18 protein-coding genes, 1 pseudogene and 1 riboswitch are annotated in these 22027 nt (G+C 60.8%); of the genes and pseudogenes, 14 read left to right on the plus strand and 5 right to left on the minus strand.

Annotated features, from left to right (window positions below):
• Positions 1-85 precede the first annotated feature (85 nt).
• Complete coding sequence (locus F8562_RS15550; RefSeq protein WP_014838450.1) at positions 86-1018, minus strand: LysR family transcriptional regulator; 933 nt, start codon at positions 1016-1018, stop codon at positions 86-88.
• A gap of 99 nt (positions 1019-1117) precedes the next feature.
• Here F8562_RS15550 and F8562_RS15555 point away from each other — a divergent pair, with 99 nt between their 5' ends.
• The 3 genes and pseudogenes from F8562_RS15555 to F8562_RS15565 all read left to right on the plus strand — a co-directional run bounded on the left by F8562_RS15555 (position 1118) and on the right by F8562_RS15565 (position 2812).
• Complete coding sequence (locus F8562_RS15555) at positions 1118-1552, plus strand: DMT family transporter (RefSeq protein ID WP_004850792.1); 435 nt, start codon at positions 1118-1120, stop codon at positions 1550-1552.
• A gap of 9 nt (positions 1553-1561) precedes the next feature.
• Entirely contained in the window at positions 1562-2029 is a 468-nt protein-coding gene (locus F8562_RS15560; RefSeq protein WP_025108281.1) for a DMT family transporter, read from the plus strand.
• 149 nt (positions 2030-2178) lie between these two features.
• Positions 2179-2812, plus strand: a pseudogene (locus F8562_RS15565) (LysE family translocator).
• 46 nt (positions 2813-2858) lie between these two features.
• Here F8562_RS15565 and F8562_RS15570 read toward each other — a convergent pair.
• Positions 2859-3551 (minus strand): B3/4 domain-containing protein, encoded by a 693-nt coding sequence (locus F8562_RS15570; RefSeq protein WP_014229318.1) that lies wholly within the window; start codon positions 3549-3551, stop codon positions 2859-2861.
• 43 nt (positions 3552-3594) lie between these two features.
• Between F8562_RS15570 and F8562_RS15575 the strand changes: the two genes are divergently transcribed.
• From F8562_RS15575 to F8562_RS15620, 10 genes are all read left to right on the plus strand, one after another.
• On the plus strand, positions 3595-4197 hold the full coding sequence (locus tag F8562_RS15575; RefSeq protein WP_014229319.1) for a helix-turn-helix domain-containing protein: 603 nt from the start codon (positions 3595-3597) through the stop codon (positions 4195-4197).
• 212 nt (positions 4198-4409) lie between these two features.
• Positions 4410-4508: riboswitch (guanidine-I (ykkC/yxkD leader) on the plus strand.
• 57 nt (positions 4509-4565) lie between these two features.
• Positions 4566-5624 carry a putative urea ABC transporter substrate-binding protein gene (locus F8562_RS15580; protein WP_014838452.1) on the plus strand — a complete coding sequence of 353 codons (1059 nt, stop codon included), beginning with the start codon at positions 4566-4568 and terminating at the stop codon, positions 5622-5624.
• 24 nt (positions 5625-5648) lie between these two features.
• Positions 5649-6464 carry an ABC transporter permease gene (locus F8562_RS15585; RefSeq protein ID WP_009652192.1) on the plus strand — a complete coding sequence of 272 codons (816 nt, stop codon included), beginning with the start codon at positions 5649-5651 and terminating at the stop codon, positions 6462-6464.
• On the plus strand, positions 6461-7237 hold the full coding sequence (locus F8562_RS15590) for an ABC transporter ATP-binding protein (protein WP_014838454.1): 777 nt from the start codon (positions 6461-6463) through the stop codon (positions 7235-7237). Before F8562_RS15585 ends, F8562_RS15590 begins: the two co-directional genes overlap by 4 nt.
• Before the next feature lie 4 nt (positions 7238-7241).
• Positions 7242-7970: an urea amidolyase associated protein UAAP1 gene (locus tag F8562_RS15595; RefSeq protein WP_014838455.1), complete on the plus strand. Its 729-nt coding sequence runs from the start codon at positions 7242-7244 to the stop codon at positions 7968-7970.
• Positions 7971-7980: 10 nt separating this feature from the next.
• Positions 7981-8616 carry an urea amidolyase associated protein UAAP2 gene (locus tag F8562_RS15600; RefSeq protein ID WP_009652130.1) on the plus strand — a complete coding sequence of 212 codons (636 nt, stop codon included), beginning with the start codon at positions 7981-7983 and terminating at the stop codon, positions 8614-8616.
• A 168-nt stretch (positions 8617-8784) separates the two neighbouring features.
• Positions 8785-12390, plus strand: a complete 3606-nt coding sequence (gene uca, locus F8562_RS15605; RefSeq protein ID WP_014838456.1) for an urea carboxylase — start codon at positions 8785-8787, stop codon at positions 12388-12390.
• Positions 12387-14183 carry an allophanate hydrolase gene (atzF, locus tag F8562_RS15610; protein WP_014838457.1) on the plus strand — a complete coding sequence of 599 codons (1797 nt, stop codon included), beginning with the start codon at positions 12387-12389 and terminating at the stop codon, positions 14181-14183. Before uca ends, atzF begins: the two co-directional genes overlap by 4 nt.
• A 185-nt stretch (positions 14184-14368) precedes the next feature.
• Positions 14369-16288, plus strand: coding sequence for a penicillin-binding protein 2 (gene mrdA / locus F8562_RS15615; protein ID WP_014838458.1), 1920 nt, complete (start codon positions 14369-14371; stop codon positions 16286-16288).
• 104 nt (positions 16289-16392) lie between these two features.
• Positions 16393-17136 carry a glutamine amidotransferase gene (locus F8562_RS15620; protein ID WP_014229326.1) on the plus strand — a complete coding sequence of 248 codons (744 nt, stop codon included), beginning with the start codon at positions 16393-16395 and terminating at the stop codon, positions 17134-17136.
• A gap of 2 nt (positions 17137-17138) precedes the next feature.
• On the opposite strand, the gene F8562_RS15625 is transcribed toward F8562_RS15620, so the two are convergent.
• The gene (locus tag F8562_RS15625) at positions 17139-17687 is read right to left on the minus strand and encodes a TetR/AcrR family transcriptional regulator (RefSeq protein ID WP_014838459.1); all 549 of its coding nucleotides are present in this window, start codon (positions 17685-17687) and stop codon (positions 17139-17141) included.
• Positions 17688-17803: 116 nt separating this feature from the next.
• Between F8562_RS15625 and F8562_RS15630 the strand changes: the two genes are divergently transcribed.
• Positions 17804-18592 carry an SDR family NAD(P)-dependent oxidoreductase gene (locus tag F8562_RS15630; protein WP_014838460.1) on the plus strand — a complete coding sequence of 263 codons (789 nt, stop codon included), beginning with the start codon at positions 17804-17806 and terminating at the stop codon, positions 18590-18592.
• A 329-nt stretch (positions 18593-18921) separates the two neighbouring features.
• Here F8562_RS15630 and F8562_RS15635 read toward each other — a convergent pair whose 3' ends face one another.
• Positions 18922-20403, minus strand: coding sequence for a pyridoxal phosphate-dependent decarboxylase family protein (locus F8562_RS15635; RefSeq protein ID WP_160740681.1), 1482 nt, complete (start codon positions 20401-20403; stop codon positions 18922-18924).
• A 9-nt stretch (positions 20404-20412) separates the two neighbouring features.
• Complete coding sequence (locus F8562_RS15640) at positions 20413-21798, minus strand: diaminobutyrate--2-oxoglutarate transaminase (RefSeq protein WP_009652210.1); 1386 nt, start codon at positions 21796-21798, stop codon at positions 20413-20415.
• Positions 21799-22027 lie beyond the last annotated feature (229 nt).

Below are 22027 nucleotides of genomic sequence, written 5' to 3' on the forward strand. Positions count from 1 at the left end.
TACGCGTAAAGGAATCGTTAAGACATCATCCCCGCCAGCGAAGAGCGATTGTTTGAGTTACGACAATTTTAGTGCGTAAAACGGCTTAGCGCTGCCAGTATAAAGGCGTACCAAAAACGTCGATAAAATAGTCAATTACCGCACGTACGTTTAACGAAGGATGGCGGGCATGAGGGTAGATCGCCGACACCGGCGAGGAGCTGCTGCCGATCGCCGCGCTGTAGTGAGGCATCAGCTGAACCAGCCTTCCAGCCCCCATGGCTTCATTGACCATCCAATCGGGAAAGAGCACCACCCCCATGCCTCCCAGCGCAGCGGTCAGCAGCGCATCGGCGTTATTTGATGCCAGCCGCGGCGTTTGCGGATAGTGAACCCATTCTCCCTCCGCGAGGCGGAACAGCCAGCGGTTAGGTCCATTTGAACCGCTGTAGACCAGCGTGCTGTGATGGCGAAGATCTTCCGGTTTCTCCGGCGTGCCGCAGCGCTGCAGATAGTCCGGAGCCGCAACCAGATAGTGATGCTGCATACCCAGTACTCTGGCATGAACGCTGGAGTCCGGCAGGCTGCCGATGCGGAAAATCAGGTCGGTCGCTTCGCGGTGCGGATCGATAAAATCATCGGTCAGCGCCAGCGCAATTTGCATCTGTGGATAGCGCTGCGTCAGCCCCGGCAGCCACGGCGCGATATGGCGCTGGCCAAAATAGACCGGGGCGTTGATCCGCACCAGTCCACCCGGCTCAAGACGACGGTCCTGCAGGTCGCGCCTGGCAACGCTGAACCGTTCGCCGAGCCCTCTGGCATGTTCAGCAAACAGGCGTCCCGCTTCGGTGGGAACCACCGCCCGGGTATTACGATAAAAGAGCTGCTGGCCGAGCGCATCCTCAAGCTGGTGAATGACGCGCGACACCATCGAGGGCGAAACGCCTTCCCGCCTCGCCACTACGGAGAAACTCTGGCTGTCATAGACGGCGATAAACAGCTGCAGCGCCCGAAAATTCACATTACCCGCATCGCTCATTAATGCAATATCCGCAAAAGTGTTTCCCTGATTGTATCGTTTTTCACATTACTTCGCTGCTTTATGCTCTGCCACTCAATCAATAATCGGATATCAACGATGCAGTTATTACTTATTTTTCTTGTGATTGCCGGCGGCATGGGGTTATCCGTGGAAGCCGGACTACTCGGGCCGCTTGCCGGTCAGGTAGGGGACCTGTGGGCTACCTTCAGCATTTTTAGCGTCGGGAGCGCGCTAACCTTTCTGCTGATGCTGCTGTTTGGCCCCAGGCAGGGCCCCTCGTTCTTCTCCTTACCGGGCTGGCAGCTTACCGGGGGCGTACTGGGGCCCATTTACGTCGTCATCTTAACCATCGCCGTACCGGTTATCGGTATCGCCATGACGATGATCGGCATTCTGGCCGGTCAGGTATGCAAAAGCCTGCTGATTGACCATTACGGCCTGTTTGGTTCGGCAAAACGTAAAATCGATGGACGGCGGGTTATCGCGCTGCTGTTTATCATCGTCGCCCTGATTCTGATCGCCACAAGCTGAGGAGTTAACATGAGTAGCATAATGATTTTGCTGGCGCTGGTCGGCGGCGCGATGCTGAGTATGCAGGCGGCGATTAACGGCCGTTTGGGCAGCCAGGTGGGCGTATTTCGCAGCGCGTTTCTCACGTTTGCGGTGGGCGCCTTGATCACGGCGCTGCTGATTTTTTATTTTGCCCCCCATCAGTCGACAACGCTGCTGGATGTGCCGAAATGGCAGCTGCTGGGCGCATTTTGCGGCGTCCCCTATATCGTAATTATGGTGGTGGCGGTGCAGCGTATCGGTACCGCGACGGCCACGGTGGCGGTAATTTTTGGCCAACTGGCCATGAGTCTGCTGATCGATAATTTTGGCTGGCTGGGTAACGACGCCATTGCCTTTTCAGCGGGGCGGCTGGGGGCCATCGTCTGTCTGGGGCTGGCGCTGTTCTTTATTTACCGCTCCAGCGCGGCGGCAAAAGCTGAAGATAAGGAGAGTTAGCCCACCTGTTCAGGTGAGTTGTCGCGCATCGCCAACCGCGGTCATACTGTTCGTCACCCTGTGACTGGCGCTTTAAACAGGTACTGTCGGGGAGCATGGGGATCGCCGCCGCGCGCCTGGGCATCACATCACTTTACCGGAGATACGCTATGCCTGAGATACCGTCGCTGCTGACCTTCGCGCTTGTTGCCCTTGGCCTGGTATTGACCCCGGGGCCGAATATGATCTATCTGATTTCACGCTCGATTTGCCAGGGAAGAAGGGCCGGACTGGTCTCCCTCGGCGGGGTGGCGCTGGGGTTTGTGTTTTATATGCTGTGCGCCGCGTTCGGTATTACCGCACTGATCTTCGCCGTTCCCTACGCTTACGACGCGTTGCGCATCAGCGGCGTGGTCTATCTGCTTTATCTGGCCTGGCAGGCGGTGAAGCCCGGCGGGCGCTCGGTCTTTGCGGTGCGCGACCTGCCTGCCGATAGCGGCCGTAAGCTGTTTATGATGGGCTTTATTACTAACCTGGCCAACCCTAAAATCGCCATCATGTATCTCTCCCTGCTGCCGCAGTTTATCTCGCCCGGACACGGCGGCATCCTTGCGCAGTCGCTGGTGCTGGGAGGGACGCAGGCGCTCATTAGCGTAGCGGTTAATGCGCTGGATTGTGGTGATGGCCGGGCAGGTGTCGCTGTTTCTCGCGGGGCGCCCGTTATGGCAGCAGTTTCAGCGCTGGCTGATGGCGACGGTGCTGGCGGGGATGGCGGTGAAAATTGCCTTCGAGGCGCGGAAGTAATCCCTGCGCCCGGCGGCGCTACGCTGCCGGGCGCAGGGGAATGGCTTTAGGCCCCTGGCCCTATCAGCTGTGAGCGGATCGTCGCCTCCGGCATCATCTCCAGCAGGCCGTTGCTCAGCATCTCTCCCGCCTCCTGCAGCGCGCTAAGCGGCATTTCCGGCAGGCTTTCAAGAATAAACCACATCCGCGGACTCTCCACGCTCAGACGAGTGCGTACTCCCTGTCGCCAGTTCCAGCGTCGGCAGGTCACGCCGCGATCGTCGCCCCAGACCACTTCTCCCGCGTCGGGATATTCGTGAACGATCTGCCCCTCTTTGACGGTATCGAACGGTTCGCTGCCGTCCGCGAGCTTGAGGTGCGGGGCGCCAACGTAAGCCGCCAGGTTTTCGCCGCCGACCGGCACGGCGTAGCGCAGGCTCACCGCATTATAGAGATCGACGATGGGATCGATCGCAGCCATCTCGCCATCGCGCAGCACCCGCCGGCGCAAGGCTTCCGCCGAGCAGGGCGTCCGCTTGGGTTTTGCGCCAAAGGCGCGGAATACCTCGTTCCAGGCCTGCAGGTGCGCCTCCGCCCACTGCGGCTCGCCGGCGATAACCGCCTGGCAGGCGGAGCGGAGCGCATCGGACCCGACCAGGGGGGCGCGTACGGCGGCGGAAACGACATCAATGCTCAGGGCGCGAAAGCCGGGGGCCAGCGCGGAGACCTGCGGGCTGATTGACGGTAATACGCTATTCATTGGATAATCCTGTAACGACCATTTTAAAGCATAATATCGACCGATGACCAATAAAGTCAATATAACGACCGACGCGGGCGCCGATGCCGCCATGATTAATGAAGCCGTTGCGGCGCGCATTAAGCGCTACCGGGCGGAAAAGAAGATCTCCCTGGATGAGCTGTCGCGACGCGCGGGCGTCAGCAAAGGTATGCTGGTAGACATTGAAGCCTGCAGGGCCAATCCCAGCATTGCGCTGTTGTGCCGTCTGGCCTCGGCGCTGGGCGTTTCCGTGGCCGATTTTGTCAATGTCGCCACAGCGCCGCCGGTAAAGGTGATTGCAGAAGGCGAGATTCCCACGCTGTGGCAGGGCGAGCAGGGCGGCAAGGCGCGGCTCCTTGCCGGTACCAGCGGTCCGGATATGGTTGAGCTCTGGCAGTGGAGCCTCAATCCGGGAGAAATGTTCACATCGCCGGGGCACGGGGAGGGGACGACTGAGCTGCTTTTCGTGACCGAGGGCGCCTTAACCCTGACGGTTAACGACGGGGTCTATCTGATTCGAGAGGGGGATTCCGCCGTCGCGCGTACCGACGCCCCGCATAGCTACGCTAACGCCGGGGATAAGATCGCGCGATTCACCATGACGGTGAGCGAAAAAGCGCGCTAGCAAGCGTTTCCCGGCGAGCGGCTATCGTCCCGACCGCTCGCCGCCTTCACGCCATACGCACCAAATCCATGCAATGCCCCATCATCACTCCCCATTTTTGGGAGCCGCGGCGGCGCCTGCCGTCGTAGGGCTGATTTTACGCGCGCTGCGCGCCTGGCATAGACCTTGCACACTCCTGTTCAGAAGGCAGCGCAACAGACAATTGAGATAACACAATAGCTGGCTAGGGTTCCGGTTCACTCAGGTGAACGTCTGGTCCGAGAGCTGGCGACCTCTGCGAGGTTACACGGCGGGACAAAAGCCCGGGAGACAGCAGCACCGTTGGGTGTCGCGCTGCCCCCGTTTCTCGTGCTAACCAGAGGTCCACCATGAAGACACCGCCGATCCTCCGCTCTCTTATCCTGTCGCTGGCGCTACTGGCCAGCGTCCCTTCGTTTGCCGCCGTCAAAAAAGAGTTCAACATCTGCTGGACTATCTATGCCGGATGGATGCCCTGGGGCACCATCAGCAACGAAAAAATCATCGATAAATGGGCCAGTAAATACGGCATCAAAATCAATATCGTTCAGCTTAACGACTACATCGAATCCATTAACCAGTACACCGCGGGCCAGTTTGACGGCTGCACCATGACCAACATGGATGCCCTGACCATTCCGGCGGCGGGCGGCGTTGATACCACGGCGCTCATTACCGGCAGCTACTCCGACGGCAACGACGGCGTGGTGCTGAAGGGGGCGGATAAAAAGCTCAGCGATCTGAAAGGCATGGCGGTGTATCTCCCGGAGCTTTCGGTATCGCACTACCTGCTGGTTCGCGGTCTGGAAAAAGCCGGGCTGCAGGAAAAAGACGTCAAAGTGGTCAATACCTCGGATGCGGATATCGTCTCGGCTTTTGGCACCAGCGGCGTACGCGCGGCGGTGGCCTGGAATCCGCAGCTTTCGGTTATCAAAAAGACGCCGCAAACCACGGAGGTCTTTAGCTCTTCGCAGGTTCCCGGCGAGCTGATCGACATGATGGTAGTGAATACTCAGACTCTGAAAGATAACCCGGCGCTGGGTAAAGCCCTGACCGGCGCCTGGTTCGAGATGATGGCCAAAATGCAGGCCGGAGACACGCAGGCGCTAAGCGCAATGGCCGCCGATTCCGGCACCGACCTCGCGGGCTACCGGGCGCAGCTCAAAACAACCCATCTCTTCTGGACGCCTGCCGATACCCTGACGTTTATCTCCTCGCCGGCGCTGGCAAAAACCATGCAGCGGGTGGCGCAGTTCTCTTTTGATAAAGGGCTGCTGGGAGAGGGAGCGCAGAGCGCTGACTTTATCGGCATGACCTTCCCCGGCGGCGTCACCGTCGGCGATACCGCCAACAGCAAACTGCGCTTTGACGACAGCTATCTGAAGCTGGCCGCGGCGGGGCAGCTGTAATGATTGACCTTGGGAGTCCACGCCATGCGCCACATTAACCGCTATCCCCGGCAGGGTATGCGCCTGACGCTGATGCTATTGCCCTTCGTCCTGATGATCGCCGCCTGGTTTATCGGTTCGGCGGTGCGGCTGGAAGCCAACCCGCAGGATAAGCTGCTGCCCGGCCTGTCGCAGATGATCGCGGCCATCGATCGGATGGCCTTCACCCCGGATAAACGCAGCGGCGAGTATCTGCTGTGGGCCGACACGCTGATTAGTATGAGCCGCCTGCTGATTGGTCTGGCGCTCTCGTCGCTGATTGGCCTGGGCATCGGCATCGCCGCCGGCGTGTTCCCGATGTACCGCGCGGCGCTGTCGCCGCTGATGACCGTGGTGTCGATGATCCCGCCGCTGGCGATCCTGCCGGTGCTGTTTATCGTCTTCGGCCTGGATGAGCTATCAAAAGTGATGCTTATCGTCATTGGCATTACGCCGATGCTGGCGCGCGACCTTGAACAGCGGGCGCGGGAAATCCCGGCGGAGCTGTTTATCAAAGCGCAAACCCTCGGCGCCAATAGCTGGACGGTGGTGCTGCGGGTAGTGCTGCCGCAGCTGCTGTCGCGGCTGATAACCTCCCTGCGCCTGCTGCTGGGCTCCGCATGGCTGTTTTTGATCTCCGCCGAGGCCATTTCCGCCACCGCCGGTCTCGGCTATCGCATATTCCTCGTCCGCCGCTATATGGCGATGGACGTGATTATTCCTTACGTCATCTGGATAACCCTGCTGGCGTGGCTGATGGATCTGGCTCTGCGCCAGCTGCACAAAGCCTGTTTCCCGTGGGCGGAAGGAGGCCGGGCATGAGCTTTATCGACATCAAAAATATCTGGCAGGAGTACGGCGACCACGTGGTGCTGGAGCGCATCAATTTGCAGGTGAAAGAGGGCGAGTTCTGTTCGATGGTCGGCGCGTCCGGCTGCGGGAAGTCGACGTTTTTACGCCTGCTGCTCGGCCAGGAAAAGCCGACTCGCGGGGAAATCACCCTCGACGGCCAGCCGCTGGCGGCGGAGCCGGACCGCAGCCGCGGCGTGGTGTTTCAGCGTTATTCGGTTTTTCCGCACCTCAACGTGCTGGATAACGTCGCCATTGGCCTCGAACTCCCGGCGTCACCGCTGTTTGGCCGGCTGTTTGCCGGCAGGAAACGCGACGCGCGCGAACGGGCGCAGCGGATGCTGGAGAAAGTCGGGCTGGGGCACGCGCTGAATAAATATCCGGCGCAGCTCTCCGGCGGGATGCAGCAGCGGCTGGCGATCGCCCAGGCTTTCGTCATGCAGCCGCGCGTACTGCTGCTTGATGAACCCTTCGGCGCGCTGGATCCCGGTATTCGCAAGGATATGCACGGGCTGCTGCTCCAGCTGTGGAGCGAAACGCGGATGACGGTTTTTATGGTCACCCACGACCTCGCGGAGGGCTTCAACCTTGGCACCCGGCTGCTGGTTTTCGACAAAGTGCGCATCGATCCGCAGGCGCCCAACGCCTGGGGTGCGCGCGTTACCTACGATATTCCGCTCAATGAAGCGCGGATGTCGCAGATGACCACCGGCAGCGACAATAACGTTTACGCATTAAGGAGATAGTTTGATGACCGCACTTTTTCACTCATCCCCCAGCCTGCGCGAAGAGCGGCTACCCGGCGGGGCGCACACCTCATTGATTTTGCGCAAAGGGCAGATCCTGCGCCTGACCGATATCGACGGCGGGGCCAACGTCAGCATGATGATGCTGAATCCCCATGAGAAGAGTGAGCGCCTGAATCTGCCGGATACCCTCAAGGGGCAGCACACCGCGCGCCTGACCGCCGGGCACTGTTTCTACTCCGATATGGGGCGCGTTCTGGCCGGGATTGTTGCCGACAGCTGCGGCTGGCACGACCCGTTCGGCGGGATACTCAACGCCGACGAGACGCGTGAAAAATATGGCGCAGGACGCTACCAGGAGCTGCGCAATGGCTTCTACCGCAACGGCGTCGATAACCTGCTGGTTGAAATGGGTAAATGGGATCTGGGCCTGGAGGACCTGCTGATGGTGGTTAACTTCTTCAGCAAAGTCACGGTCGATGAGGATGGCCGTTTTCAGTTTATTTCCGCCAACAGCCGCGCCGGAGATTACGTTGAGCTGTTTGCGCCGATGGATGTCCTCATGGTGCTGACCGCGCTGCCGCATCCTCAGGACCCTGCCGCTGAGTACGCCCCGCGGCCGATCCAGCTGAGCTGGTACCAGGCTGACGATGCGCAGGCGGCCGCGGAAGCGCTCTTTACCCGCGATGAAAACCAGCGCGCGTTCCTCAACACCCAACTTTTTGCCCTGTAAGGAGGCTGCGATGACCCTGATCGCCAGTAACCGTCGTCCCGAAGATGCCGTCTATCGCCATGTGATCCCGGCAGGGGAACCCTGGCTGTTTGAGGTACAAAAAGGGCAAACCCTGCGCCTGCTTGACCTCGAAGGCAACCAGGCCATTGATACCCTGTTTTACAACGCCGATAACCCCCGAGAACGCTACGATCCGCAGCGCACGCTGCGCCGCCAGGGCAATGCCTACCTGACCACCGGCAGCGTACTCTATTCCAATCTGGGCAATCCGCTGCTGACCATCGTTGCCGACACCTGCGGTCGCCACGATACCCTCGGCGGCGCCTGTGCCCAGGAGAGCAACACCGTGCGCTACGCCCAGGATAAACGCTATATGCACAGCTGTCGGGATAATTTCCTCTGCGCCTGCCTGCACGATGGCCGCCTGCATAAGCGCGATATCGGCGCCAACATTAATTTTTTTATGAACGTCCCGGTGACGCCGGAAGGCGGTCTGACCTTTGAGGACGGGATATCGGCGGCGGGGAAATACGTTGAGCTGCGCGCCGAGTGCAACGCCGTGGTGCTGATTTCCAACTGTCCGCAGTTAAATAATCCCTGCAACGGCTGGAACCCCACGCCCGCCGAGGTGCTGGTATGGAACTGACCCGCTGGCAGCGCTGGCGTCTGCTGGCCTTTCGGCTCTTCGCCGTCCGCGCAGACCGCCTGAACAGTACGCCGACGCGCAAACCTTAAGCGCCGGTTCACCCCGGGGACGACCTCAGGGGAACATCGAATTATTGCGGGACGACCCGCGACCCTGTGAGTTGCGCTTATGTTTGATACCTTACTGATTGCCAACCGCGGCGCCATCGCCTGCCGCATTCTGCGCACCCTGCGCGCGATGCAGGTGAAGGGCGTCGCCGTCTATTCCGAAGCCGACCTGAGTAGTCTGCATATCCGCGACGCGGATGAAGCGTTAAGCCTCGGCGACGGCCCGGCGGCGCAAACCTATCTGGTGACGGAGAAGATCATTGCCGCCGCGCAGCAGAGCGGCGCCAAAGCGATCCACCCCGGCTACGGCTTTCTGTCTGAAAACGCGGCCTTCGCTGAGGCCTGCGAGGCGGCGGGGGTGGCGTTTGTCGGCCCCACTCCGCAACAGCTGCGCACCTTCGGCCTGAAGCATACCGCTCGGGCCTTAGCCAAAGCCGAGGGCGTGCCGCTGCTGGAAGGCAGCGAGCTGCTGGCCGACAGCGGCGAAGCCTGCCGGGCGGCTGAGGCGGTGGGCTATCCGGTCATGCTCAAAAGCACCGCCGGCGGCGGCGGGATTGGCATGCGCGTCTGTCGCGACGCCCGTGAGCTGATTGAGGCGTTTGCCGCGGTGCAGCGGCTGGGACAAAACAACTTCAGCGACGGCGGGGTATTTCTCGAAAAATATATCGAACGCGCCCGCCATCTGGAGGTACAAATCTTCGGCGACGGGCGGGGAGAGGTCATCGCGCTCGGCGTGCGCGACTGTTCAGTCCAGCGACGTAACCAGAAAGTGATTGAAGAGACGCCCGCGCCGAATCTGCCTGACGGGATGGCGCAGGCGCTATGCGCGGCGGCTATCGCGTTGGGTAAAGCGGTGAGCTACCGCAGCGCCGGGACGGTGGAGTTTGTCTACGACAGCGCGGCGCGGCAGTTTTATTTCCTCGAGGTAAATACCCGGCTTCAGGTCGAACACGGCGTCACGGAGCAGGTGTGGGGCGTTGACCTGGTGCGCTGGATGATTGAGCTGGCGGCGGGGGAACTGCCTCCGCTACCTGAGCTGGCCGCCGGGTTACGGCCCCAGGGCCACGCTATCCAGGCGCGAATTTACGCCGAAGATCCGGGGCGGCAATTCCAGCCTTCTCCCGGACTGTTAACGGACGTCTTCTTTCCGCCGGCGGACGGCGCAGCCCTGCGTATTGACCGCTGGGTGGAGGCCGGGTGCGAAGTCCCGCCGTTCTTCGACCCGATGCTGGCAAAAGCGATCGCCTGGCGCCCCAGCCGCGATGAGGCTATCGCCGGCCTGGCGCAGGCGCTGGCGGAGACCCGCCTGTACGGCGTAGAAACTAACCGCGTGTACCTGCAACAAATTCTTGGCTTTGCGCCCTTTACCGAAGGCGAGCCCTGGACCCGCTGCCTTGAGCAGCTGCGCTACCGCGCGGCGACCGTGGAGGTGCTGAGCGCCGGAACCCAGACCAGCGTGCAGGACTATCCGGGACGTTTGGGGTACTGGGCGGTGGGCGTACCGCCGTCGGGGCCGATGGACGATCGCGCCCTGCGTCTCGGCAACCGCCTGCTGGGCAATGCCGAGGGAGCGGCCGCGCTGGAAATCACCCTCAACGGGCCGACCCTGAAATTTAATACCGACGTTCAGGCGGTGGTGTGCGGCGCGCCATTGGCGGTGACGCTCGATGGCGTAGACCAGCCGCTGGACTGCGTATTGACTATTCCGGCGGGGGCGACCCTGAAGCTGGGCGCGATAAGCGGCGCGGGGGTCAGAAGCTATCTCTGCCTGAGCGGCGGCATTCAGGTACCGGACTATCTGGGGAGTAAAAGCACCTTTACCCTCGGCCAGTTTGGCGGCCACGGCGGACGGGCGCTGCGCGGAGGCGACGTGCTGCATCTGGCGCCGCACGCCGCCGCCAGAAGCGGGGATCAACTGCCCGCCGCGCTACGCACAGCGCTGGCTGAGGTGCGGACGCTGCGGGTGATTTACGGCCCCCACGGCGCGCCGGAATTCTTTGCGCCGGAATATATTGCGACGTTCTTCGCCACGGAGTGGGCGGTCCACTTTAACTCCAGCCGCACCGGCGTGCGCCTGATTGGCCCCAAGCCGCTGTGGGCCCGCGACAGCGGCGGCGAAGCGGGGCTGCATCCGTCGAATATTCACGATAACCCTTACGCGGTGGGCGCGGTCGATTTTACCGGCGATATGCCGGTGATCCTTGGACCGGACGGGCCGAGCCTCGGCGGTTTTGTCTGCCCGGTCACGGTGATTGAAGCCGACCTCTGGCAGTTAGGCCAGCTCAAGGCCGGGGATAAGGTGCGTTTCGTGGCGGTGGATTTACCCACCGCCCGGCGGCTGGCGGAAGGGCGGCGCGCCGAGCTGGCGACCCTAAGTCACCAGGCGATAGCCTGGCAGCCCGCGCCGCTGACGTCGCCTGTCGTGATGACCTGCGGCGAGGCGGACAAACGCCTGGTGGCGCGACTCTCCGGCGATACGCATCTGCTGCTGGAAGCCGGGGAGCCGGAGCTGGATCTGGTTCTGCGTTTCCGCATTCACGCCCTGATGCAGGCCCTGGAAGCGCAATCAAGAGACGGCGCGATCGATATCACCCCGGGGATTCGCTCGCTGCAAATCCATTTTCAGCCGGAAACGTTGCCCCTTGAGACGCTGCTGGCGTGGGTGCGCGGCGAGTGGTCCACGGTCTGCCTGAGCGACGATCTGCAGGTGCCGACGCGCGTGGTGCATCTGCCGCTCTCCTGGGACGATCCGGCCTGCCGCAGGGCAATCGATAAATATATGACCACCGTGCGCCAGGACGCGCCCTGGTGCCCGAGTAATCTGGAATTTATCCGTCGCATCAACGATCTGCCCGATGAACAGGCGGTATGGAATACGGTATTTGACGCCAGCTATCTGGTGATGGGGCTGGGCGATGTTTATCTCGGCGCGCCGGTGGCGACGCCGCTTGACCCGCGCCATCGCCTGGTTACCACCAAGTACAACCCGGCGCGCACCTGGACGGCGGAAAACTCGGTCGGCATCGGCGGGGCCTATCTGTGCGTCTACGGCATGGAGGGGCCCGGCGGCTATCAGTTCGTTGGCCGGACCCTGCAGATGTGGAATCGCTATCGCGAGGTAGCGGATTTTGCCGGCAAACCCTGGCTGCTGCGTTTCTTCGACCAACTGCGTTTCTATCCGGTTTCGGCCGAAGAGCTGCTGCAAATTCGCCGCGATTTCCCGCTCGGACGCTACCCGCTGCGCATTGAGCACAGCACGCTGCGGCTGGCGGAATACCAGCAGTTTCTCCGCCGTGAAGCGCACAGCATCGGCGCGTTTCGCGAGCATCAGCAGCAGGCGTTTAACGCCGAACGCGATCGCTGGATAGCCAGCGGGCAGGCCCATTTTGACAGCCAGGAGAGCGCCGTGGATGAGGGCGGAGACGCGCCGCTGCGGCAGGGCGAACAGGGGGTGGAAAGCCCGATTTCCGGAAACCTGTGGCAAGTACAAACGGCGGCAGGCAGCCGGGTCCGCGCGGGGGATGTGTTGGTCGTGCTGGAGTCGATGAAGATGGAGATCCCGCTGCTGGCCCCCTGCGATGGCGTTATTCAACAGGTTCACGTGCAGCCGGGCAGCGCGGTACGCGCCGGGCAGCGGGTGGCGGTGATTATTGAGGAGAAGGCATGATGCAGCAGACGTTTGATTTACGCCTGGCAACCCTGGCGGAGCGTTACCGCACCGGTAAAACCACGCCGCGCAGCGTGCTGGCGGACATCCGCCAGCGGGCGCAGGCGCTTAACCCCGAGTTCCGGTTGTTTATCCATATTCTGAGCGAAGAGGAGCAGGAGCCGTTTCTGGCGGCGCTGGATGACCTCTCGCCGGCCGCGCTGCCGCTGTACGGCGTGCCGTTCGCCATCAAAGACAATATCGATCTGGCGGAGATTGTCACCACCGCGGCCTGTCCGGCGTTTGCGTATCGGGCGGAGCAGAGCGCGACGATTGTCGCTCAGCTGATTGCGCTGGGCGCCGTGCCGGTCGGTAAAACCAATCTCGATCAGTTTGCTACCGGTCTGAACGGTACCCGATCGCCGTACGGTCGCTGCCGCAATAGCTATCATGCGGAGTATCCCTCCGGCGGTTCCAGCGCCGGTTCCGCGCTGGCGGTGGCGCTGGGCGTTGCCAGCTTCTCGTTGGGCACGGATACCGCCGGTAGCGGCCGCGTCCCGGCAGGGCTGAATAACCTGGTGGGTCTGAAGGCCAGTAAAGGGCTGATATCCACCGCAGGGGTGGTCCCCGCCTGTCGTACGTTAGACTGCGTGACCTTTTTCAGCCCCACCGCCGACGAGGCCAGCCAGCTGCTGGCGCTCGTCGCACAGTGCGATCCGCAGGACGCCTGGAGCCGCCGTAATCCTCAGTGGAACAGCCGTCAGGCGTTCGGCAGGCCGTCCGCGGGGTTTCGTTTTGGCGTTCCGCGCGAGCTCAATTTCCTCGGCTGCCGCGCAAGCGAACGCCTGTTTTCCCAGGCCCGGCAACGGCTGACGGCGCTGGGCGGGGTGGCAGTTGAGATTGATTTCACGTCGTTTCTGGCGGCAGCCCGGCTGCTGTATGACGGGCCGTGGGTCGCCGAACGCTACGCGGTGGTCGGTCCGCTGATGGCGCGGCAGCCGGAGGCGGTACTGCCGGTTATTCGTGACGTGCTGGCAAAAGCGCCGGGCACCGACGCCACGGCGACCTTTACGGCGATCTATCAGCTACAGCAGTACAAAGCCCGGTGCGACGCGATACTCGAGACTCTGGACTGCGTGCTGACGCCAACCTATCCGCGCCCGGTGACGCTTGACGAGCTGGAGGCGGAGCCGATCGCGCGCAACGCCGATCTCGGGTACTACACCAACTTTATGAACCTGCTGGACTATGCCGCGGTGAGCGTGCCATGCGGATTTATGCCGGACGGATTGCCTTCGGGCGTCACGCTGTTTGGCCGGGCCTTTACCGACCAGTATTTACTGGGCCTGGCCGATGCGTTTCAGCGCGCTGAGCGGCTGCCGCTGGCGGGCGGAGCGCGGCTGGAGACCCCGCCGCCTGAACGCGTCGCCGGGCATGACCGAATGGCGCTGGTTGTTTGCGGCGCTCATCTCTCTGGCCTGCCGCTTAACGGCCAGCTGCTGGCGCGGGGCGGTCGGCTGCTGCAGGCGACCCGCAGCGCGCCGCACTATCGTTTATACGCTCTCGCGGACGGCAAACGCCCGGCGATGGTTCGCGCCGATAGCGGCGGGGCGTCGATCGCGGTTGAAGTGTGGGAGCTACCCAGCGCGGAGGTCGGTTCGCTGCTGGCGGCCATCCCCGCGCCGCTGGGTCTGGGAAAAGTTGAGCTTGCCGACGGACGTCGGTTAGCGGGCTTTATCTGCGAAGCCAACGGATTAGGCGAAGCCACGGAGATTACCGCCTACGGCGGCTGGCGCGCCTGGCTGGCACGTTAAACTACAACCCCTCCATCGCTTTTTGATGGAGGGGATTTGTGACACTGTCACCTTAAATTTCTAACATGCTGAAACATTTCTGCCAGATCATTAGCAACCTTTCGGTAGGGCTCCCGCTGCGATAACGCTATTCTTCCCCGCTTTTCCCTTTTCAGGCACTTTGTAACCCAGGTAAATGACCGCTAATGTCCCTAATGAGAGATGAAATTCGCGACCATTCAGCGGAAAAGATGCTATTTGTCCGCCGTGCCGTCATTGCGTTTCTACTGGTGGTGATTTGCTTCGCCATCCTGATCCTTAATCTTTACCGCCTGCAGGTGGATCAGCACGACTTTTATCAGACGCGTTCAAACCAGAACGACATTAAAATGCTGCCCATCGCGCCGAGCCGGGGGCTGATTTTCGACCGCAACGGCATCCCGCTGGTACAAAATATTACCCTCTACCGTTTGCAGGTGATCCCGAGCAAAATCGCCGATATGACGGCGCTGCTGCAGCAACTGACGCCGATCGTTGATTTAACCCCGCAGGATATCGCCGACTTCCGCGACGATATGCACCACAACAGCCGCTACAAAGAGGTGACGTTAAAATCGGACCTGAGCGATGTTGAAGTAGCGCGTTTTGCGGTCAATGAGTTTCACTTCCCCGGCGTCACGGTGGAGAGCTATCAGCAGCGCGCTTACCCCTACGGCGCCGAACTGGCGCACGTGGTTGGCTATGTCTCGAAGATCAACGACAGCGATCTGCAAAAGCTGGCCAAAGCCGGGGAAGAAGAGAACTACGCCGCCGACCACAATATCGGTAAGCAGGGCATTGAAGGCTACTACGAGAAAGCGCTGCACGGCACCACCGGCTATCAGGAAGTGGAAGTGGATAACCACGGGCGGGTCGTGCGTCTGCTAAAAGAGGTCCCGCCGGTGGCCGGGAAGAACATCTACCTGACGCTGGATCTGCACCTGCAGCAGTATATCGAATCGGTGCTGAAGGGGCAGCGCGCGGCGGTGGTGGCCGTCGATCCGCGCGATGGCGGCGTGCTGGCCATGGTGTCGAGCCCCAGCTACGATCCCAATCCCTTTGTCAGGGGCATCGGCTATCAGGCCTACCGTTCGCTGCTCGATAACCCGGACCGGCCGCTGATTAACCGGGTCACCCAGGGCCTCTATCCACCCGCGTCGACGGTGAAGCCCTACATGGCGCTGTCGGCGCTGTCGGCGGGCGTAATCACGCCAACCACCTCCTTCTTCGGCGCGCCGACCTGGACGCTGCCGGGGACCCAGCGCCGCTACCGCGACTGGCTGAAGAGCGGCCACGGCATGCTTAACGTCACCAAAGCGATAGAAGAATCGGCGGATACTTTCTTCTATCAGGTGGCGTTTGAGATGGGTATCGACCGCATTCACGAGTGGCTAAGCAAGTTTGGCTACGGTCAGTCTACCGGCATCGATCTTAACGAAGAGTATGCCGGGGTGCTGCCGAGCCGGGAGTGGAAACAGCGGGTGCATAAAAAACCGTGGTATCAGGGGGATACCATTTCCGTCGGTATCGGTCAGGGCTACTGGATTGCCACGCCGATCCAGATGGTCAAGGCGCTGACGACCCTGATTAACAACGGCAAAGTGCAAAATCCGCATCTGCTTTACTCCATGAAGCAGGGTAATAAGGTCGAGCGCTATCAGCCGCCGCAGGATCTGCCGCAGGTTGGCGATCCGCATTCGCCCTACTGGGGCGTGGTGCGCAACGGCATGTACGGCATGGCGAACCTGCCAAACGGCACCGGCTATAAGCTGTTCCATACCGCGCCGTACCAGATCGCCGCAAAATCCGGGACGTCCCAGGTCTTCAGCCTGAAGGAGAACCAGACCTACAACGCGAAGATGATCCCGGTGCGCCTGCGCGACCATATCTTCTATACCCTGTTTGCCCCCTATCAGCATCCGAAGGTGGCGATGGCGCTGATTCTGGAGAACGGCGGCGGCGATGGCGTGGTTGCGGGGCCGACGGCGCGCGCCATCCTCGACCATATCTTCGACCCGGCCAACGCGCCGGCGGAACAGGGCGCGACGTCGACGGTGCCGCAGGTGGAGAGCGCCGACGCGCAGTAAACGTTATTCACTCTGAGCATAAGCGTTAGCGGATTGGTTATTTGCCGCCGCCGGCGCTTTTGCTCATAGTAGCGTTCTGTGTTGCTGTGAAAAAAGGCGCTCTGATGTCGTTAAGCCGAAATACGCTTCTTCTTGTACAAACCGGGACTCCGCCGGATGAAATCGTCTCCGACCACGGCGATCTTCCCCTCTGGTTTGGCAATTTACTGGCGCCGTGGCGCAATAAAATCAGCGTGGCGCGCGTCTATGCCGGAGAGCCGCTTCCCGCGCCGGATAACGCGACCATCGCGGTGATTACCGGCTCCTGGGATATGGTGACCGAACGCCTGCCGTGGAGTGAAATGACCGCGGCCTGGATCCGCGAGGCGATGGCGATAGAGATGCCGCTGTTTGGCGTCTGCTACGGGCATCAGCTGATGGCGCACGCCCTGGGGGGTGAGGTGGACTACCATCCAGCCGGACGCGAAGCCGGTAGTAAAACCATTTCCCTGTCCGCACACGGCCTGGCGGATCGTCTGCTGGCTGACCACCCGGCACCGTTCAGCGCGCACCTCACGCATATGCAAACGGTCACCCGATTACCGCCAGGGGCGAAGGTGCTGGCTTCGTCGCAGCACGATCCTCACCAGATTGTACGCTACGGCGCGCATGCCGTTTCTACGCAGTTTCATCCGGAGATCACCCCGGCGATTGCCCGCTCGCTGATCGCGTTCCGCCAGGCGGCGCTTCGCAACGAGGGGGTTGACCCGGACAGGCTGAGTCGTGACGTTGTGGAGAGCCCGGTGGCCTCGGCGATTCTGACCCGCTTTGTCGCAGGCTACCTGCAGCCAGACCTGAACCCGGCTTAACCTCAGCGCTGTTTTTCCGCGAGCCAGGCCGCCGTTTCACCGAGGATTTCGTCGGAAAACGCTGAATCCGCGGTCATCCGCGCCAGAATTAACGCGCCGACCATGGCCGACCAGCTGCCAATCGCCGCGCGGCGGCTGGCTTCAGCGTCCCGATCATCCATCGCTTCACTGAGCTGCGCTATCTGCTGCTGCAGCCGTGCGCTCATTTCGTCACGCGCGGGTTCGGACTGGCGGATGGTTTCCGCCGCCAGCGCCGCCAGCGGGCAGCCGCTGGCAAAATTATCCCGATGTTCGGGGGAAAGATAACGCTCGATTTGCGCGACGACGTCGTTTTTCGCCGCGTCGTTCTCTATCTTCAGTTCCGCGAGGGTTTGGGCGATCAGGTCATCCTTCGATTTGAAGTAGCCGTAGAATCCGCCGTGGGTCAGACCGGCAGATTTCATAATATCGGTGACCGTGACCGCGTCAAAACCCCGCTCGCGAAACAACCGCCCGGCGGCGGTCAGGATTGTCTGCTTATTCTCTTCAACCTGTTTTCTGCTCACTCTCATGGCGTCGTCCTGCTGCGAAATTATTTATGATGACCATCATATAACATTATTTACAGCATACCCAGCCCGTGCCATTATACATGACGATCATCATGTATAAATTGAGGAGTACACCTATGAGCAGTGAATCAGCGGTGCTGGTAACCGGCGCATCGACCGGAATCGGCGCAGTCTATGCCGAACGTTTTGCCCGCCGCGGCCACGACCTGGTGCTGGTCGCGCGTAATCACGAGCGGCTGACGGCGCTGGCCGAGCGGCTGCGCGACGAAACCGGCGTTCAGGTCGACATCCTGCAGGCCGACTTAACCCAGGATAGCGACATCGCCGCCGTGGAGCAGCGGCTGCGGGAAGACGCGCGTATCAGGATTCTGGTCAACAATGCCGGCACCTCGATTCCCGGTGATTTCCTCCACCAGAGCAGTGACGATATCACTCGCCTGATTACCCTCAACGTGACCTCTGTGGCTCGCCTGGCGAACGCGATCGCGCCGCGTCTGGCCGAGGCCGGAGAGGGGGCGATTGTCAACATTGCGTCGGTCGTTGGGCTGGGTCCGGAAATGGGGTTGACCGTCTACGGCGCCACGAAAGCCTTTGTGCTGTTTCTCTCGCAGGGGCTCGACGTTGAGCTGAGCGCGAAAGGCGTATACGTTCAGGCGGTACTGCCGGCGGCAACGCGCACCGAGATTTGGCAGCACAGCGGCAAAGACGTGGATACCATTCCCGGCGTCATGGAGGTGGATAAACTGGTGGATGCCGCCCTGGTGGGGTTCGACCGCCGCGAATCGGTGACCATACCGCCGCTGCATGATGAAACGCAGTGGCAGGCGCTGAACGCGACGCGTCAGGCCATGCTCCCCGGCTTTGCGCAATCTGAACCCGCGGCCCGTTACCTGTCGCGATCGTGAGTTTGTCGCACCGTGTATCGGAAAGGAGAGTCGATACACGGTGCGACAACATCCCGCCATGTCACGCCCGGCACGGATACAGTGCCTCTGGAAGGCAGTGCTGCGCACAGCCATCATCGGGCCGGTAGCCCGGCGCCGCCCCCGGGAGAAGAGCGCTGAGTGGCAGAATACCCGGAGGCGGTGCTGCGCACCTGTCCGGGCTACAGGTTCACAGCCATCTTCAGGCCGGTAGCCTCAATATCGTGACAACGTCACAAATTCAGGGCGAAAACCAATAAAAAAGCCGATAAGGTGAGTTATCGGCTTTCAAGGTTAATGCGAAAACAAATTTACTGCGCCAGCAGCTCCTGGGCGGTACGCTCTACCAGACTCAGCAGCACCTTCACGTCCTCTAACGTCACGATCGGGTTCAGCAGCGTCAGCTTCAGACAGGTGACGCCGTTGTGCTCGGTCACGCCGACGTTAGCGCGACCGGAAGCCAGCAGCGCATCGCCAACCCGCTGGTTGAGCAGGGCGATCGCGGCATCGTCGCTGCCCGCCATCTGCTGCGGACGGGAACGGAACAGCACGCTCGCCAGCTGCGGCTGCATGACCAGCTCCAGCGTCGGCTGCGTTTTGACGTAATCCGCCACGTTCAGCGCCATCGTCACGCCGTGATCGATGATTTCCGCGTACTGCTTCTGGCCCAGCGCCTCCAGGCCCATCCACAGCTTCAGCGCGTCGAAGCGGCGGGTGGTCTGCAGCGATTTGGATACCAGGTTCGGTACGCCGTGCTCTTCATCAAACTCAGAGTTCAGATAGGCCGCTTGATAGCGCATCAGCTCATAGTGACGGGCTTCTTTTAACAGAAACGCGCCGCAGCTGATGGTCTGGAAGAACTGCTTATGGAAATCCAGGGTGATGGAGTCCACTAAGTCAATGCCGTCCAGACGATCGCGATACTTCTCGGACATCAGCAGCGCGCCGCCCCAGGCCGCGTCAACGTGCAGCCAGATCTGGTGCTCAGCCGCGACGGCCGCAATCTCGCGCAGCGGGTCGATTGCCCCCGCGTCGGTGGTGCCGGCGGTGGCGACGATGGCCATAATCTGTTCGCCGTTAGCCTGCGCCTCGGCGATTTTCGCTTTCAGATCCGCCACGTCCATCCGCGCGAATTCGTCGGTTTTCACCAGCGTCACGGAACGGTAGCCGAGGCCCATCAGCGCCATGTTCTTCTGCACCGAGAAGTGGGCGTTTTCTGAACACAGCACTTTGTACTGACGAATATCGCCCGGCAAACCATCCTGCTGGATGGAATGACCCCGGCGGGCAAAGAAGGCATCGCGCGCCAGCATCAGGCCCATCATGTTGCTCTGGGTGCCGCCGCTGGTGAAAACGCCCGCATCGCCGGCGCCGTAGCCGACCTGAGCGCGCAGCCATTCAATCAGCTTGATCTCGATGATGGTGGCTGACGGGCTTTGGTCCCAGGAGTCCATGCTCTGGTTGGTGGCGTTAATCAGCACTTCCGCCGCCTGGCTAATCACCAGGCTCGGGCAGTGCAGATGCGCCACGCACTGCGGGTGATGTACCGACAGGCTGTCTTTCAGGAAGTACTCGATCGCACGTTCAATCGCCGCCTGGTTGCCCAGACCCTGTTCGTTGAAATCAAGGGTGATGCGCTCACGCAGTTCGTCAACGCTTTTCCCCTGATACATTTCAGGCTGCTGCAGCCACTGCGCTACCGCCTGGCTGGTCTGGGCAATCGCTTGCTGGTAGGCATCAATACTTTGCGCGGAACCAGCAAGAATCGGATTCAACTTGGACATTGCGGTCACTTACTCCACTCAGACCGGTTTTACGCCGGCGGCCAGCAGGGCCTGTTCAAATTTGTCGAAGAAAATTTCCAGCTCAGCATTGCTGATCAGCAGGGACGGCAGCAGACGCAGCACGCAGCCGTGGCGGCCGCCGCGCTCGAGGATCAGACCCGCTTCGAAGCATTTCTTCTGCAGCAGCGCGGAAAGTTCGCCATCCGCCGGGTAGCAGCCCATGTGGTCCGGCGCTTCGTTCGGTTTAACGATCTCGATGCCGATCATCAGGCCCAGACCGCGAACGTGGCCGATAACCGGATAGCGTTTCTGCATCTCGGCCAGCTTGCCTTTCAGCCATTCGCCCTGAGCGGCGGTTTTATCCGCAATGTTATTGTCTTTCAGGTGGCGCAGGGTAGTCAGGCCGGTGGCCATCGCCAGCTGGTTGCCGCGGAAGGTGCCGGTATGGTGACCCGGTTCCCAGGCGTCGAACTGCTTTTTGATACCGAGAACGGCCAGCGGCAGACCGCCGCCAACGGCTTTCGACATCACGATAATGTCCGGCTCGATGCCCGCGTGTTCGAAGGCGAAGAATTTACCGGTACGCGCAAAGCCAGCCTGAACTTCATCGATGATCAGCAGAATGCCGTGTTCCTGAGTCACTTTACGGATGCGCTGCAGCCACTCGACCGGAGCCGGGTTCACGCCGCCTTCACCCTGAACGGCTTCCAGGATCACCGCCGCCGGTTTACGCACGCCGCTTTCGACGTCATTGATCAGGTTTTCGAAGTAGTAAGTCAGCGCTTTCACGCCGGCTTCACCGCCGATACCCAGCGGGCAGCGGTACTGGTGCGGGTAAGGCATAAACTGCACTTCCGGCATCATGCCGTTAACCGCCGCTTTTGGCGACAGGTTGCCGGTGACGGACAGCGCGCCGTGGGTCATCCCATGGTAGCCGCCGGAGAAGCTGATCACGGAAGAACGGCCGGTGTATTTTTTCGCCAGCTTCAGCGCCGCTTCCACGGCGTCAGCGCCGGACGGACCGGTGAACTGCAGGCAGTATTCTTTGCCTTCGCCCGGCAGCAGGGAAAGCAGGTATTCAGAGAAGCGATCTTTTAACGGAGTGGTCAGATCGAGAGTATGTAACGGCAAGCCGCTGGTAATGACACTTTGGATGCTCTGCAGCACATCAGGGTGGTTGTGGCCGAGTGCCAGAGTACCTGCGCCGGCAAGGCAGTCCAGATACTGTTTATTATCCGCATCGGTCAGCCAGACGCCTTCCGCTTTGGTAATCGCAAGGGGCAGCTTGCGCGGGTAGCTCCTGACATTCGATTCGAATTCAGCCTGACGGGCCAAAAAGGTATCGTTGTTTGCATCTAATAAATCTGCGCCTAAAGTATCAATACGGACTTTATCCGTCATCATATCACTCCCACAACCAGCGTTACGGTTGAGCGCTGGTTGAATAAATTGGTGTAAGAAATTGAATCGCCATGCATTAAAGCGGGCACAATATATGGCTTTTTAGATACGCATTCAACGTTTTATTGATTAAGGTATATTTACGTTATTTTTACACTGGCAAAAACCAACGTAACCATTTGATTTAAATCAGGTGTTTTAAAGGATAAAAGACCTTTAAAATTGTAATTAT

The organism is Klebsiella sp. RCJ4 (assembly GCF_009025755.1).
Lineage (GTDB): Bacteria > Pseudomonadota > Gammaproteobacteria > Enterobacterales > Enterobacteriaceae > Klebsiella > Klebsiella michiganensis.

Coding starts and splice junctions, on each gene's coding strand:
- F8562_RS15550 (WP_014838450.1), bottom strand. CDS start 1,018: ATGAGCGATGCGGGTAATGTGAATTTTCGGGCGCTGCAGCTGTTTATC.
- F8562_RS15555 (WP_004850792.1), top strand. CDS start 1,118: ATGCAGTTATTACTTATTTTTCTTGTGATTGCCGGCGGCATGGGGTTA.
- F8562_RS15560 (WP_025108281.1), top strand. CDS start 1,562: ATGAGTAGCATAATGATTTTGCTGGCGCTGGTCGGCGGCGCGATGCTG.
- F8562_RS15570 (WP_014229318.1), bottom strand. CDS start 3,551: ATGAATAGCGTATTACCGTCAATCAGCCCGCAGGTCTCCGCGCTGGCC.
- F8562_RS15575 (WP_014229319.1), top strand. CDS start 3,595: ATGACCAATAAAGTCAATATAACGACCGACGCGGGCGCCGATGCCGCC.
- F8562_RS15580 (WP_014838452.1), top strand. CDS start 4,566: ATGAAGACACCGCCGATCCTCCGCTCTCTTATCCTGTCGCTGGCGCTA.
- F8562_RS15585 (WP_009652192.1), top strand. CDS start 5,649: ATGCGCCACATTAACCGCTATCCCCGGCAGGGTATGCGCCTGACGCTG.
- F8562_RS15590 (WP_014838454.1), top strand. CDS start 6,461: ATGAGCTTTATCGACATCAAAAATATCTGGCAGGAGTACGGCGACCAC.
- F8562_RS15595 (WP_014838455.1), top strand. CDS start 7,242: ATGACCGCACTTTTTCACTCATCCCCCAGCCTGCGCGAAGAGCGGCTA.
- F8562_RS15600 (WP_009652130.1), top strand. CDS start 7,981: ATGACCCTGATCGCCAGTAACCGTCGTCCCGAAGATGCCGTCTATCGC.
- uca (WP_014838456.1), top strand. CDS start 8,785: ATGTTTGATACCTTACTGATTGCCAACCGCGGCGCCATCGCCTGCCGC.
- atzF (WP_014838457.1), top strand. CDS start 12,387: ATGATGCAGCAGACGTTTGATTTACGCCTGGCAACCCTGGCGGAGCGT.
- mrdA (WP_014838458.1), top strand. CDS start 14,369: ATGTCCCTAATGAGAGATGAAATTCGCGACCATTCAGCGGAAAAGATG.
- F8562_RS15620 (WP_014229326.1), top strand. CDS start 16,393: ATGTCGTTAAGCCGAAATACGCTTCTTCTTGTACAAACCGGGACTCCG.
- F8562_RS15625 (WP_014838459.1), bottom strand. CDS start 17,687: ATGAGAGTGAGCAGAAAACAGGTTGAAGAGAATAAGCAGACAATCCTG.
- F8562_RS15630 (WP_014838460.1), top strand. CDS start 17,804: ATGAGCAGTGAATCAGCGGTGCTGGTAACCGGCGCATCGACCGGAATC.
- F8562_RS15640 (WP_009652210.1), bottom strand. CDS start 21,798: ATGATGACGGATAAAGTCCGTATTGATACTTTAGGCGCAGATTTATTA.